The sequence below is a fragment of the Alteromonas sp. 76-1 genome (genome assembly GCF_900654235.1).
Lineage (GTDB): Bacteria > Pseudomonadota > Gammaproteobacteria > Enterobacterales > Alteromonadaceae > Alteromonas > Alteromonas naphthalenivorans.
In genome coordinates, this window is record NZ_LR136958.1 from 2595364 (window position 1) to 2608996 (window position 13633).

13 protein-coding genes are annotated in these 13633 nt (G+C 43.3%); 6 read left to right on the forward strand and 7 right to left on the reverse strand.

The annotated features are described in order from the left end of the window. Window positions 1-189 precede the first annotated feature (189 nt). Genes ALT761_RS11140 through ALT761_RS11150 form a run of 3 tightly spaced genes read left to right on the forward strand, consistent with a single transcriptional unit; the run spans window position 190 to window position 3800 of the window. Window positions 190-1248 (forward strand): transporter, encoded by a 1059-nt coding sequence (locus ALT761_RS11140; protein WP_129738712.1) that lies wholly within the window; start codon window positions 190-192, stop codon window positions 1246-1248. Window positions 1249-1257: 9 nt separating this feature from the next. Continuing rightward, window positions 1258-1743: a YfiR family protein gene (locus tag ALT761_RS11145; RefSeq protein WP_129738715.1), complete on the forward strand. Its 486-nt coding sequence runs from the start codon at window positions 1258-1260 to the stop codon at window positions 1741-1743. Continuing rightward, the gene (locus tag ALT761_RS11150) at window positions 1740-3800 is read left to right on the forward strand and encodes a putative bifunctional diguanylate cyclase/phosphodiesterase (RefSeq protein ID WP_129738717.1); all 2061 of its coding nucleotides are present in this window, start codon (window positions 1740-1742) and stop codon (window positions 3798-3800) included. The genes ALT761_RS11145 and ALT761_RS11150 overlap by 4 nt, the downstream gene beginning before the upstream one ends. Here ALT761_RS11150 and ALT761_RS11155 read toward each other — a convergent pair. Further along, a complete protein-coding gene (locus ALT761_RS11155) occupies window positions 3797-4615 on the reverse strand; it encodes a DUF3307 domain-containing protein (protein ID WP_129738719.1) in 819 nt (272 codons plus the stop codon). The two genes, ALT761_RS11150 and ALT761_RS11155, sit on opposite strands and share 4 nt — an antisense overlap. A gap of 2 nt (window positions 4616-4617) precedes the next feature. After that, window positions 4618-5256, reverse strand: a complete 639-nt coding sequence (locus ALT761_RS11160) for a hypothetical protein (protein WP_129738721.1) — start codon at window positions 5254-5256, stop codon at window positions 4618-4620. A 525-nt stretch (window positions 5257-5781) separates the two neighbouring features. On the opposite strand from ALT761_RS11160, the gene ALT761_RS11165 reads away from it, so the two are divergent. Together ALT761_RS11165 and ALT761_RS11170 are read left to right on the forward strand one after the other, a co-directional pair. Continuing rightward, complete coding sequence (locus tag ALT761_RS11165; RefSeq protein ID WP_129738723.1) at window positions 5782-6318, forward strand: TetR/AcrR family transcriptional regulator; 537 nt, start codon at window positions 5782-5784, stop codon at window positions 6316-6318. Between the two features lie 12 nt (window positions 6319-6330). Continuing rightward, a complete protein-coding gene (locus ALT761_RS11170; RefSeq protein WP_129738725.1) occupies window positions 6331-7374 on the forward strand; it encodes an alcohol dehydrogenase family protein in 1044 nt (347 codons plus the stop codon). On the opposite strand, the gene ALT761_RS11175 is transcribed toward ALT761_RS11170, so the two are convergent. Next, window positions 7371-8861, reverse strand: coding sequence for a sensor domain-containing diguanylate cyclase (locus tag ALT761_RS11175; protein ID WP_129738727.1), 1491 nt, complete (start codon window positions 8859-8861; stop codon window positions 7371-7373). The genes ALT761_RS11170 and ALT761_RS11175 overlap by 4 nt on opposite strands. A 198-nt stretch (window positions 8862-9059) precedes the next feature. On the opposite strand from ALT761_RS11175, the gene ALT761_RS11180 reads away from it, so the two are divergent. Continuing rightward, window positions 9060-9638 (forward strand): exopolysaccharide biosynthesis protein, encoded by a 579-nt coding sequence (locus ALT761_RS11180; RefSeq protein WP_129738729.1) that lies wholly within the window; start codon window positions 9060-9062, stop codon window positions 9636-9638. Between the two features lie 20 nt (window positions 9639-9658). Here the strand turns inward: ALT761_RS11180 and ALT761_RS11185 are convergent, their stop codons facing one another. Genes ALT761_RS11185 through ALT761_RS11200 form a run of 4 tightly spaced genes read right to left on the reverse strand, consistent with a single transcriptional unit; the run spans window position 9659 to window position 13621 of the window. Next, window positions 9659-10447, reverse strand: coding sequence for a sterol desaturase family protein (locus ALT761_RS11185; RefSeq protein ID WP_129738731.1), 789 nt, complete (start codon window positions 10445-10447; stop codon window positions 9659-9661). Then, the gene (locus tag ALT761_RS11190; RefSeq protein WP_129738733.1) at window positions 10447-11106 is read right to left on the reverse strand and encodes a CDP-alcohol phosphatidyltransferase family protein; all 660 of its coding nucleotides are present in this window, start codon (window positions 11104-11106) and stop codon (window positions 10447-10449) included. Before ALT761_RS11190 ends, ALT761_RS11185 begins: the two co-directional genes overlap by 1 nt. After that, window positions 11100-11789 (reverse strand): ATP-binding cassette domain-containing protein, encoded by a 690-nt coding sequence (locus tag ALT761_RS11195; protein ID WP_129738735.1) that lies wholly within the window; start codon window positions 11787-11789, stop codon window positions 11100-11102. Before ALT761_RS11195 ends, ALT761_RS11190 begins: the two co-directional genes overlap by 7 nt. Next, window positions 11786-13621 carry an ABC transporter permease gene (locus ALT761_RS11200; protein WP_129738737.1) on the reverse strand — a complete coding sequence of 612 codons (1836 nt, stop codon included), beginning with the start codon at window positions 13619-13621 and terminating at the stop codon, window positions 11786-11788. Before ALT761_RS11200 ends, ALT761_RS11195 begins: the two co-directional genes overlap by 4 nt. Window positions 13622-13633: the final 12 nt, after the last annotated feature.

The following is a 13633-nucleotide window of genomic DNA, read 5'->3' on the forward strand; positions in this document are numbered from 1 at the left end:
TTAAAACACGATAAACAGGTGAAAAAACCTTCATTTTATTTTTAATTTATTCTATTCTAATCAATTAGTTGAATAAGCTCCATAAGTGGTTGACGAGTGCAAGAGAAGTTTGCGATAGTGTAACAATGCCTTATGCTTTACATTCTTCTTTGTGATTTCTTTTCACTTGGCCAATCTCGGAGCACTTTAATGAGAACATTTCTGGGAATAGCCAGTTTTGGCTTAGTTTCTTTTACCTCTGCCGCATTAGCCCAAAGTACGCCTTCAGAGTTTGCTGAATTAAGTTTTCAAGCCTTGCTAGATGTCGATATAAATGAAAAAGATACCGAACAATCTTCGCCGAATAGGTGGAGTTTCGCTGTACAACTGAAAGCCGCAGAATTTGATGGCTATAAAATTGATGATAGCGATGTGAGCCTTGATGATGTGCTGTTCTCTCTTGGTGAAGAGCCACGGACTTCAAGTAACTTTCCTGTTGTACCGACAATTATCGACCAGTACGCTAAAATTGTTCAGCTAGGTTACCAAGTAAATGAACGCCTTAAGCTCGGTATCCAAGTGCCTTTTATTCATCAAGAAACTGACCACATTAGTGTGGTACCAGGCTACGACCATTTTGTTATTTCATCTTCAGGTTTGGGCGATATTGCGCTGTCAGCCAGTTATGCGTTAGAAGACAACAGTGAGTTTAGTTGGTGGGTTACTGCAGGGCTTAGCCTGCCAACAGGTTCAATTGACGAGCAAGGTGATACGCCTAGAGATGCAGGTGATCAACAGCTTCCCTACACAATGCAGTTAGGCTCAGGAACCTACGATATCCCTGTTGAAGTGAGTTATCAAAATAAAGGCGAGCATACGTTTACTGTTACCCTATCGGCCATGCTTCGCACGGGTACCAACGATAGGCACTATCGCTTAGGAAACAACTATAAACTTAGTGGAAAATATAGCTTCCCGCTTTCTCAGAGTACGGCATTGTTCACTGGGGCAACATTGGGCTATTCCGAGTCTATTCATGGTCAGGATGACGAAATCACTATAGGTGGTAACTTCCCTTACCCTGCAAGTATTACTAACCCTGATTTGTACGGCGGAGAAAAAGTGAGTGTGTTTGGGGGAGTGTCGTTTGTTCCTATCGATTGGTTAAAAGTGGTAGCTGATATCAGTAAACCTGTATATCAAAACCTAAATGGCCCTCAACCCCAAGAATTGTGGCGCGCAGGCCTTCAATTCTCCGTATTGTATTAAACGTTGTACATGCGTTCTTTATTCATTGCTGTCGCTCTGACCTTAGCCGTCAGTCACTCGGCTTATGCAGATCTTAAAAAGCTCGACAAGGTTAAAGCGGCTTACATGTTTAACTTCACAAAGTTTATGACATGGCGTAGTACTGACGCTGGCTCGGTCAACTTTTGTGTGCAGAATGACGAAACGTTTCAGCAGTTTTTAACCCAGTTAGTTGAAAGCCGACCAACGAGTAGCGGTGCACCCATTCGCATCGTGATGTTGGACAAAAAGCAAAACTGCACCTTTGCCTATCTCATCGAAAATGATGACAGCCTGTTAAACCTAGCCGCATCAACCATCATTATAAGTGATTTACCCAACCTTATTGACCGCCCAGCGGTATTTACATTTTATGAAGAAAATAATCGGTTAAGGTTTGAAATTGATTTAGCAGAGGCTGAACGTCTTGAGTTAACGATTAGTTCTGAATTGTTAAAGGTAGCGAAAATTAAATGATATTTCGTTCTACGTCGTTTTTTACCAAACAATTGTTTGCCGTCCTCTCGGTTAACTTTCTATCTTTGTGCCTAGTAGCGGGTTTACTGTATTCGAATTTCGTTGACGATCACAAAACCAACTTAGTGAATGTGCTCAGCAGCCAATCTACATTGTTGGCGTCGGCCAGCCGCTCATCGGTGCTTTTCAATGATGCGCAGTCTACCCAAGATTTACTGTTTGCAGCATCGCAGTTGCAAGCTACACTAACCGCAAAAGTTTACGATGCTGAATTCAACCTATTCGCCGAATATGCCAGAGAGGGCGTTTTAGATTTAACCTCCCCTCAGCAACTTCCACTAGGGGAAACCTTTAAAGACGATGCGCTTTACTTTCTAGAGCCTATCGTTTTTGATGAAGAAATTATTGGCTACCTTCTGCTATCGGCCAGTACGTACTCTCTTGATACACAACAACACCAGGCAATGCTGGTGGTGATAGGCGTATTGTTATTAAGTATGCTGCTTTCATACTTGCTTAATTTTCGTTTACAGAAGCTCTTTACCAGCCCCATCGATAAGCTGATTTCACTGATTAGAAAAGTAGCCACATCCCGTGAATATCACACTCGTCTGCCAGAAGTACGTAACGACGAATTAGGCGAGTTATTTTCTGGCGTTAACGATATTCTGGCAACCGTTGAAAATCACCAAGAGCAGTTAAAGGCTCACAATACTGAACTTGAAAGTTTGGTAGAACTTCGAACTCGCCAGCTTTATCAACGCGCCAATTATGATGCGTTAACGCACTTACCCAATCGCCACCTTTTTGTAGATCAGTTGGAGCTTGCGGTAAGCAAAGCCAATAAACATGGCAGCCCACTGGCCGTTATGTTCCTAGATTTAGATCGCTTTAAGCTTATCAACGACAGTCTGGGGCATGATATTGGCGATAAAGTGCTTATTGAAGTTTCAAAAAAGCTGACTGAAATCGTGATGCAACAAGACAGTGTGTCTAGATGGGGCGGCGATGAATTTGTGGTTATGGTTGAAGAAATTCACGCTAAAGATGATTTAGCGTACCTTGCTAATCAAATCATTGCCAGTTTGAGTGAACCTATGCTGTTGGAAGGGCATCAACTTCACATTTCTACCAGTATTGGTATTGCGATATATGAAACCGAGAGTGAAAACGGCATCTCGCTGTTAAAACATGCCGATACCAGCATGTACCACGCTAAAGAAAATGGGCCTGGTCAGTTCTGCTTTTTTAACAACGGCATGTTAGAAAATTCGCTGAATCGACTGTCTGTGGAAGGGAAATTACGACAAGCGTTAAAGCTTGAAGATGCGTTTCATATGGTTTACCAGCCTCAAATTTGTGCTTACACGGGCCGTGTTCAAGGTATGGAAGCGTTAATACGTTGGCAAGATGGTGAAGGTAACTATATCCCCCCTTCAGACTTTATTCCTATCGCAGAGGAAGCTGGCTTAATTAATTCTCTTAGTATATGGATATTAAACCGAGTAAGCACTCAAATGAATCAGTGGCGGGCGCTTGGTGTTCCTTTAGTGCCAGTTGCGATTAACTTACCTGCTTGTTTTATTACCCAATTAGATTGCGCCGAGCAAATTGCCGACATTATGGCGTCTAACCAAATACCACCTGAGCTCATTGAAGTTGAACTGACGGAAAATACGTTTATAAGTTCTACGGAATTTGCATTAACGTCACTGAAAAAGCTTAAAAAATTGGGCTTTAACGTCTCTATTGACGACTTTGGTACGGGTTATTCTTGCCTGAGCTACATTTCCACCTTACCTATCGACAAGTTGAAAATTGATGGCAGTTTCGTGCAAAAACTTGGGAAGTCTTCATCTAACGATGGCATTGTGAGCGCGATTATTATGTTGGCCAAAGGGCTTAACCTAGCCACAGTGGGCGAGTGTGTAGAAACAGAAGATCAACTTATGCGTCTGCGTGAAATGGGTTGCGACGTGATACAAGGCTATTACTACCACCCTCCTCTACAGGTTGATGCTGCAGCCACGTTAATGCTGGAAACTATCAAGAACTAGAGTTTTCCAATATACCACCTAACGGTAAGCCCTACTGCGACGGTAATCACCACACTCGTTAATGTACCCAACAATACGTATTCGGTTAGCTTTTTGTCTTCGCTTTTTGTCAAATCACCAAACCGAAAAATTGATTTAGCGGCAAGTAGGAACCCTATTGCTGCAAATTGATTGAGCAGTACAAAAGTAAGAATAAGCAAACGCTCTAAATAACCAATTCGCTGCCCAGCCATGGCGAGTGTATTTTGTATGGGAAGCTGAACTAATGTACTGGCTGTTTTTGGTTTAGCATGCTCATCAAGCTCTTTGCTCCATGGCGACAGAAGTTGTTTTATAAAAATGGACGTTGGCTTTAAAATAATTAAGTACGCCAAGAGTATGGCCAGATGCTGATGGTTAATCAGTAAGATTTGCTTAAACAACGGCTCTATCTGAGCAGTAAGCAGTGCCCATAAAATAACGATAACGCCAATGTGTGCCGCTTGATCGATTGCAAACGCTAAGGTTGTGCTTTTTGCGTAAGACTTTATTGCATCTATAACAAAATGGCTTATTAATATTCCACCAGCCACCATCATAAGTGCGGTAAAGTCGATATCTGCCAATCCCGACTCTTTGGTTGTAAGTACCGTTATAGCCGACGTCGCGAGCAACGCAATAAGGGCCAAGACCCCATGCAATAAAGCATGAAGATATAACGCGGGCGATTGAAGGTGTTTAGTATTTCGACTTTCCACCCAGCGGGTTGGCTGAAAATAAAAGTCTCCCAGTAAATGGGCAACCAATAGCCCTATTACTATGCTAAGTTGCTCCATGCTTACTGCTCCGTTTTCACTTCTGTTGCCATGTAATGCAAATAATCACTGACTAAGTGATATTGACTGGCGTTTAAAATACGCGTGATATTGCTGCGGTTTTTACCCAGCGTCGTCGCAATATTCTCATGCCCTTTATCTTCTGCTTTAATGTAGGCCAGTAACGTTTCCGACTGTGTTTGCGTTAAGGATGTAATATGGCTATCGACAAACGCGGTCAATAAGCTTGCGTGTTTATTAAACGCTTCATTGTCGCTTGAAAAGGCAAGATATTGTGACTTCAAGCTATCAAGTGCCCTACCCGAACGAACGAAGGCATCACCATTTCCGGTTTTCACTTTCCCATCAGTAAAACTCACGTTGCCAACACCTACGCTAATACGTATATCTGTAGTGGGCGTGCAAGCTTTTAATGCTAACCGGATGCAAATGGCGACAAGCATGGCTTTTTCAGGCTCTGGAATGACAACTTGAAAAGCATCACCACGAAATACGTCGTATTGCCCGTTGTACATTGCCGACTGCTCCTTAAGTTCATGGGTTAGCACCTGTAATACATGAGCTAAATCGCTATTACTTAATTGCTGGGAGTTTGCGATATCTCCGGTTATCACCGCCTGCCGCTTGTTCGTATTATCCATACATTCCCTTTTATCTAGCTTTTAATCAGCCTTTATTTGCTCTTTGTTTGCTCTTTGTTTGCTCTTTGCTTTCTCTTTGTTGTGGGGAGGAGGGCTGATTTCGATTAATAATCGCCAATCTCATATCTAGCTTGCACCCACTTTCACCTTATCTGCAACATACCCGCAATGTAGATTGCCTGTGTTTTTATACAGATGCAATATTACTCTACGGTGAGTCTCATTGGTTTGAAAGTTACCGTAATAAGACACTTTCAGTAAAGTTACTATAAATAATCACATTTATCAAAGTTAACAAAAACAATCACAACTATCAAAGTTACTGTAAAAAGTAACAATTTCGGATAAGCAACAACTATTAGTGTTAACCCTTGCATAAAAAAGACATAGATATCAGCGCTCTAATCTTCAACTTTGTAATGCGACTTGCAAAAGTAGAATGGTTGCTCTACCCTACCCTTATCATAGTAGAACAAATATTCTACTTATCTCTCAGAAGTTAGATATTGAAGATTGGAGAGCAAGATGACGCCCGATGAGCGAAAAAATGACATTGCCGCACGGTTAGAAAACGCTTTTAGCATTAATGGCTTTACCCAGCCTAATGTCGCCTCGTTAAAAGAACAAACGGGTACCACGCTAAAAACCTTATACAAATATTTTCCTTCTAAGGAAGCTATGATCATTGGGGCACTAACCCACCGCCACCAGCGGTATTTGTCATTTCTAGCCGCAGACTGCCCGGACAATATGATAGCGGCAGTAAAACATGTTTTTTCACGTTTAGCGTTATGGCTACAGCAATACGCCCCTAACGGATGCATGTCGCTACAAGCCTTATCAAGCTACCCAAACTACACACAGGTCACCACAGCTGTAAATACTCATAAAGCCGACGTACGCCAATGGCTTTACGATTTAACGCAAAGCGAATCACTGTCTCGTTCACTGTTCATCATGCATGAAGGAATGTCAGCTGCGTGGCCAACCATGGGCGAACAAGCGTTAACCACAACGCAGGCCATGTTAGATCAAACGCTTATTAAACATGATTTATCTTAAAGGAGACGATGAATGTCCCAACTTCCCTCACATATGAAAGGGGTAGTGCTTACCCATCATGGCGATCTTGATGCGCTTAGTTTTCGTCACGATCTTCCCCTGCCTATTCCCGCTGCCACCGACGTTGTGATTAAAGTGGCCGCCGCGGGTGTCAATAACACTGACATAAATACTCGTAAGGGATGGTACACAAAGGACGATAGCACCGACGTTGAATCCTGGAATGGTGAAGCATTCGCACTCCCTCGAATACAGGGCGCAGATGTATGCGGTTATATTGTAGCTGTAGGCAGTAAGGTAGACACTGCACGTATTGGTGAGCGGGTCATTATTGAACCCTGCTTAACCGAAGCGGATGGCGCTAAATTACCTTCACCTTGGTATTTTGGATCTGAATGCGACGGCGGTTTTGCCCAGTACACAAAAGTAGCTGCAAAACATGCCTATACCGTAAATACATCCATGTCAGATGCCGAGCTTGCTTCATTTCCATGTTCATATTCTACCGCTGAAAACATGCTGCACCGCGCTAACGTAGTCACAGGAGACAGAGTACTGGTTACTGGCGCTTCTGGTGGCGTAGGTTCTGCTGCGGTGCAATTAGCAAAAGCACGAGGCGCTTTTGTAGTGGCGATCACCAGTGAATCAAAACAAGACGCATTGAAGGCTTTAGGGGCAGATGACACGCTAACTCGCGACTGTAATTGGTTAGCGTATGCGAAGGATAAGCCGTTTGATGTTGTTATCGATTTAGTGGCAGGACCAAGATGGCCAGAACTGCTTGAGATGATGCGCCCCTTTGGTCGCTACGCAGTATCGGGCGCTATTGGTGGGCATAGCGTAACCTTAGATGTTCGAACCCTGTACTTAAAAGATTTACAACTACTGGGCTGTACTATGATTAGTGAAAAGGTATTTGGCAACCTAGTGAAGCGTATTGAAGCGGGTGATATTGCCCCACTTGTCTCTAAAACTTACCCCATTGAAGAGATAAAACAAGCGCAAACAGACTTCGAGCAAAAAGCCCATATTGGAAAACTGGTACTTACGCTTTAACGCAGCGCAGTTTCATGGGTTTCCCATATATCAACGCGATTACGCCCTAGCGATTTAGCCAAATAGAGTGCAGCATCGGCTCGCTGAATTAATTCGTTAGGGCTCACTGGGTGACTAAATGCCATGGTAGAAGCGCCTAAGCTTATCGTCAGCCTACTGTTGTAATTTGATTGTTTGAACATAATGGCTGCTTTCTCGATATTACTGCGAATACGCTCGGCCACTTTTAGCGCTGAACTCATGTCAGTGAAGGGCATGATGACGGCAAATTCTTCTCCACCATACCTTGCCACCACATCATCATTGCCAATACAGGTTTTCTTCAATATTTCGGCCACCTGAATTAATACGCTATCGCCCGCTACATGGCCATAGCAATCGTTGTAAATTTTGAAGTGATCGACATCAATCAACAATAAGCTTAGCGGCGTTTTACTCTGAACACTTCTTTGTATATCGCTTTGCAAGGTATCGTCAAACAGCCTTCTGTTCGCTATCCCTGTTAAACCATCAATATTGGCAAGTTTAGCTAACTTAAGGTTGGCTTCTATAAGTTGTTGTTTTGCCTCAAACAGCGCCCGTTCGTTATGGGCGTTTTGCAATGTATTTGCCAACATCTGTGCAATACGCTTTAAATACTTAATATCATAATCGCGCCACGTGTAAGGACTACCCGTTATATCACAACCAATAAAACCAAAAATCCCTTCATCCAATTCAATAGCAGCACAGAGTATCGAACAAATACGCTCTCGCTCGAACTCCTCTTTTTCCCCTGCAGCTTCTTTGGGTAAATAGGCCACATTATTTACTTTGAAAAGGCCATCTTGCTTAATTTTTCTATTCAGATACGGCATGGTTTCCATCGGTAACGCTTGAAGATCATCTTTATAAGGCGTCACCCCAGCAGCTACCCATTCGTGGGTGTTACAAGCAAATTTTGTGTCATCAAAAAATTTAAATAAATAGCAACGGTCAAGGTCGCAGAATTCACCGAATGCGCCCAAAATACTCTCGATAAGACTATCGATTTTGTCACTGGTAGTATTAATCAGTTGCGTAGATAGGGTTGAAAGTAACCCATTAAACGTAATGTGTTTGCCCACAGGCGACGATTCTTCCGGCGCAATAAACAAATTATTCTGAACCGCCTTTGCGTTAATCACCACTAGGCTAACGCCGTCAACCGTAATAACAGCACTTTCTATAAAAAACTGAATCCCTCTTTCATAAGATTGGATGCGTACCCATTGGCAAAGGTGCAAGGTTTCCTCTGCTATAGCAAAGGGGTGATAGCTACCTGAAAGCTCCTCTTTAGTAATAGGATCGAAAAAACGTAGGCTGTCTAAGAACGCATCAGATACGCGTGCCTCACCGAACTGACGCGCAAATGCAATGCTTACATCAAACTCTGTATCACCAAGGCGTTTGAACAATAAACACGTAGGGAGTTGACGTAATAATGCAATGCCTTCATTTGGCTTCACTTATAGCCCTTATAGAAAGTTAAACAGTTAGTTATTACTTTAGTACATATTACTAAAACACGCTTTTCAGCGAATAGGTTCAACTGTAAGAATATTTGCATTAATCCATTACAAGGAACTTACGTAATAAATTGCAGCAGCTATGTTTCACCATAGTGTCATTCTTTAGAATGCGAGGTAACTTACGGATGGGTCAATATGAATGAATCAATAAGTGGGCTTTTAGATAAACTTGTTGATGAAGATGGGGGCGAAAAGCAAAGCGCTGAAGATATTATCGCTCGCTTTGAAGACAGAGGGTTTGGTCCACTACTGCTAATACCTTCGTTAATTGCCCTGCTGCCTACTGGCGCCATCCCCGGCGTGCCTTCATTATGCGGTATTACCCTCTTTTTAATCTGTATACAGGTTGCACTAGGCAGAAGTGCACCTTGGTTACCAAATAAAATTACCAAGCAGGAAATTAAACAGGACAAGCTAGAAAACGCAGTAGACAGAGCCAAACCTTACGTTAAAAAAGCCGAGAAGCTGTTAAAACCACGCTTAGCGGTACTATCAAACACCCCATGGAAAAATATAGTCGCGGGTTATTGTGCTATAGCATCGCTGTGTATGATCCCGCTTGAAGTTGTGCCTTTCGCCGTAGCACTCCCCGCATTTGCGCTAACATTAACCGCTATAGGTATGACTAACCGAGACGGTGTATTTATTGGCCTAGGAATGATAATTCAGTTGGGTACCGTGTATTTAGCGCTTAAAGTTTCTGGTTTAACCTAGAGAGAGTTACCACCGAAGTTTCAGCGGTTAAATGGCATTTTTAGCAATGCTATTATGCCTGCATTATCGTTTGTTGCAGGGTAATCTTTTTGCCCTATAGCAATATCTTCATCGCGCATGGTTGCACGGCTTTTAAAACTACCAAAGAGTTTGTCCCACCAAGAAACGCTAAAACCAAAATTAGTATTCGACTCTGCTTTTAGTTGGCTGTGGTGAATGCGATGTAACCGCTGGGTAATAATAACCATCCCAATTCTGTCATCCCATTTTTGCGGAAGCCTAATATTCGCATGGTTAAACAAGGCAAATCCGTTCAAACCAACTTCGAAAATAACTATCGCAATAGCAGGCACACCGAACGCAATAACCACCGCCGCTTTAATGAACAAGCTTAATACAATTTCGATAGGATGGAAGCGAAGCCCTGTGGTGGTATCTACATGGCTGTCTGCGTGGTGCATTTTATGAATACGCCACAGCAAAGGAACTTTATGAAACAGTCTGTGCTGCCAATAAATCACCATATCTAACAGCAATACACTAAGCGCGACCACAACCCAATAACTCACATTTACGCTGTTAAATAAACCCACATTAGTACTATCCGCCCATAAAGCCACCCCCACTAAACTAGCCGGCAGCACCACTCTTGAGCACAGCGCGCCTAGTAACACCATACTCAGGTTGCCTTTCCACCTGCTAGCTCGACCCAATACAGATTGCCGCGCTGGCAGCCATGCTTCTAGCAAAGCCATTATTACGAAAATGCCTAAGAATAGACTGACTCGTACAAGTACAGTGTTATCCACTATTGCTTCTCTTTCTCTTTATTAGTGCAGTAATCATCAATACCTTCTACGGCTTTAAGGGTAGTAAAACCACTGTAAACTCGTGTGATGATGGTAATGCCACACGCTACCGCGAAAACATAAGCCAACACCGGAAAATACGCTGGCCATATACAGAATGCTAAAAATAAGAGTATGGTTTCGGTGCCTTCAGTAAGCCCCTGCATATAGTAAAAGCTCTTATTCTTAAACTGTGGCTTTTCGATATTAAATTTTTCTGCGGCTACAGCAAACGCCAAAAAGCTACTACCTGTGCCTACAAACGCAGCCATTAGCACTAGTGCAGGTACGCCCCATTCGGCAGGGTTTGCTACACCAAACGCTAACGGCACGGCAGCGTAGAATAAAAAGTCTAAACAAATATCTAAAAAGCCACCTGCACTACTGCTACTTTGCTGAAAGCGAGCAAGTTCGCCATCAATACCATCGAATACTCTATTTGCAACAATGCATATGAAGGCCATTGTCCACCACCCATTAATAATGGCAGGAACCGACAGCATACCAATAACAAAACCAGCCAAGGTAACTTGATTTGGGGTAACGCAGGCTTTGCTTAGCGCCACAATCATGGGCCTTAACAGCGGCTTTATAAAAGGCGTAACTTTAGCATCTAACATGTTTCAATCTCTATTAAGTGCCCTTGGGCAGCTTCTACATCTTCACTATCGTGCGTAACTAATAAGGTGGGCAGACCACGAGCTTTAAGCTGACTAAATACCCAAGTTCGCATTTGTGTTTTGGTTGCAGCATCTAATTTACTAAATGGTTCATCGAGTAACACCACATTAGGTGCGGCAGCCAACGTTCGCAATAAGGCGATACGCGCCTGTTGTCCGCCCGATAAGGTCTGTACGGGTCGATGCTGTAAATCGCTAAGGCCCACTTCGGCCAACATCTCAGTCACCCGTTGCTCACGTTGCGCTTTTGATAACGTTTTTTTACTAGGCGCATTATGAATCGAAGCTTTGCTAGGCGCATTACTAGGCGCATTGCTAGGCAATGCAAACGCAATATTTTGCCCAACTGTCATATGTTCAAAAAGTAAAGGGTCTTGATATAGCACGCCTACCCCACGATTGTGAGCTGGCATGCCGTTAATGCACGTATTATTAATGTATATACTTCCTGTCATGGAAAAAGGCGCAGTTAACTGCCCAGCAATAGCGTTCAATAAGGTCGATTTGCCAGAGCCGCTTGGCCCCATGATAGAAAGTACTTCGCCTGAGTTAATTTCTTCATCGAGTGAAAGCAAGGTATCTGTGTATCGAAACAAACTCACCTTATCTAGTTTCAAGGTCATAATTTCGATTTCCTTGTTTTCAGAAGCGTATAGCGCCCCATCGGATTAAAACAAATTGTTGGCAGCCACCACGCCAGAATAAAGCCTAATAAGGGCATAAGCGTTTGCACTATTACATACACAGCCGTTAACCGCGCACTGCTACCCGATGCCGCTGCGACTGCTTCTGTGGTAACAGTAGCTATACGCCCACCAGTACTTAGCAAGGTAGGCAAATACTGGCTGAAACTAATCGCCAGCCCTAGCGCAAAAGCCACCAGCATAGGGGAAAACAATAACGGTAGCTTTATTTTCACAAATACCTGCCATGGCGTTTTTCCCATGCCATAAGCTACCTGCGCATACCTAGGGTCAAACTTACGATAAGCCACTGCCAAGGAAATAAACACATAAGGCAACACATACACAAGATGGCTAACAAATAAATGAAGCCACACGGCCTCGTTAAAATAGGCTAATTGAAACCATACTAAGCCATATAAGAAGGCTACGCCTGGTATTAACAGCGGTAAAAACAAAGTCAGTGACAGCAACGCCCCTGACCATCCCCTGAAGTAAGAGGCGGTTTTGCTTTCTTGTCTGCTACGCCAGCTTTTTTCACTATTCTCGTTTAGGGTTTCTGCCTCTAACGCTAACGTAGCAACAACTACCGAAAAGCCGCTCACTAACACTGCAAGCAACACGGTATTGTTGAAAGGTTCTGCTAGTGCCGTAAGCGTGGTTTTCCAATGTAGTAAGGTTAACCCTTCTGGGAAAAAAGCAGGAAACTGCCAGAAAGTGGCAAAAGACCAAAGTACGGTGCTGACGATTATCGAGACTATTAGTAACACATAAACGGCCACTATCGCGCGTGCCAGTAACAAGGAAAAAGTGTGACCTGTATGCCTATGCCCATTTGAATAGAAGTGAACTTGCGCATGCTTCGTGGCTTTTTCACCCACAATCCATACGCAGATAGCCACAAGGGTTACTGCTACTTGTAGCAGTGCAGCCGCTGAGGCCTGAAAGCGCATCGATAAATCAACATGATTAAACCATTGCACCACGGCCACGGCTAGTGTGGGCGGATTATTAGGCCCTAACAGCAAGGGGATTTCCACATTCGCCGTAGCGTAGGCTAACACCGCCAGTATAGGTAAACGAACTTGGGGATACACAATAGGGAAAATAGTTTTAAAGAACACCGTGACCGGCGAGTAGCCTAGCGCCGTCGCGCTGTTGAAATAACCATCGAACTTACGCTTAACGTGTGGCTGCGACATTACGCTCACTGCCATTAAAAACACAAAAGGTAGCTCTTTTAATGCAAGCGCAATAATGATAGATATACCGTAACTGTCGTACGGAAATGCCCACGTTGGCGGCAATAGTGTACTAGCTCCACCTACATCAGCAGTTTCGCTTATTCCTATACTACTTAGTATGTTACTCGCATTGGCAATAATGCTAGCAAAGAAACCAGAAGGTGAAAGCACGAATAATAGTGCAATGGCAGCTGCAGCATGAGGCAACACTAATAACGGGCTTAACCAGGTTTGCAGCTTGTTTAGATAGGATGAGCGGTAAAACACCGCCAACAATAAAAAAGCACTAGCAACGGAAATTACCGTGGCTGTTAAGCCTGTGAAAAACGACAATAACGCCATTTTACTCATGCCATCTATTGCAAATAACTGTGCAAAAACACTGAAAGTAAAATCATGAGCATCTAATGCCGGAAAATAACCAAAAGCCGGTAACACCACACCTACTAGCCCCGCCAATACTGGCAGACTTAACATTAGGATAAGTAGCACCCGAACGCTTAGCGTTATGCGTTGAAAAAGTGTCATGCTGTGAAGCAC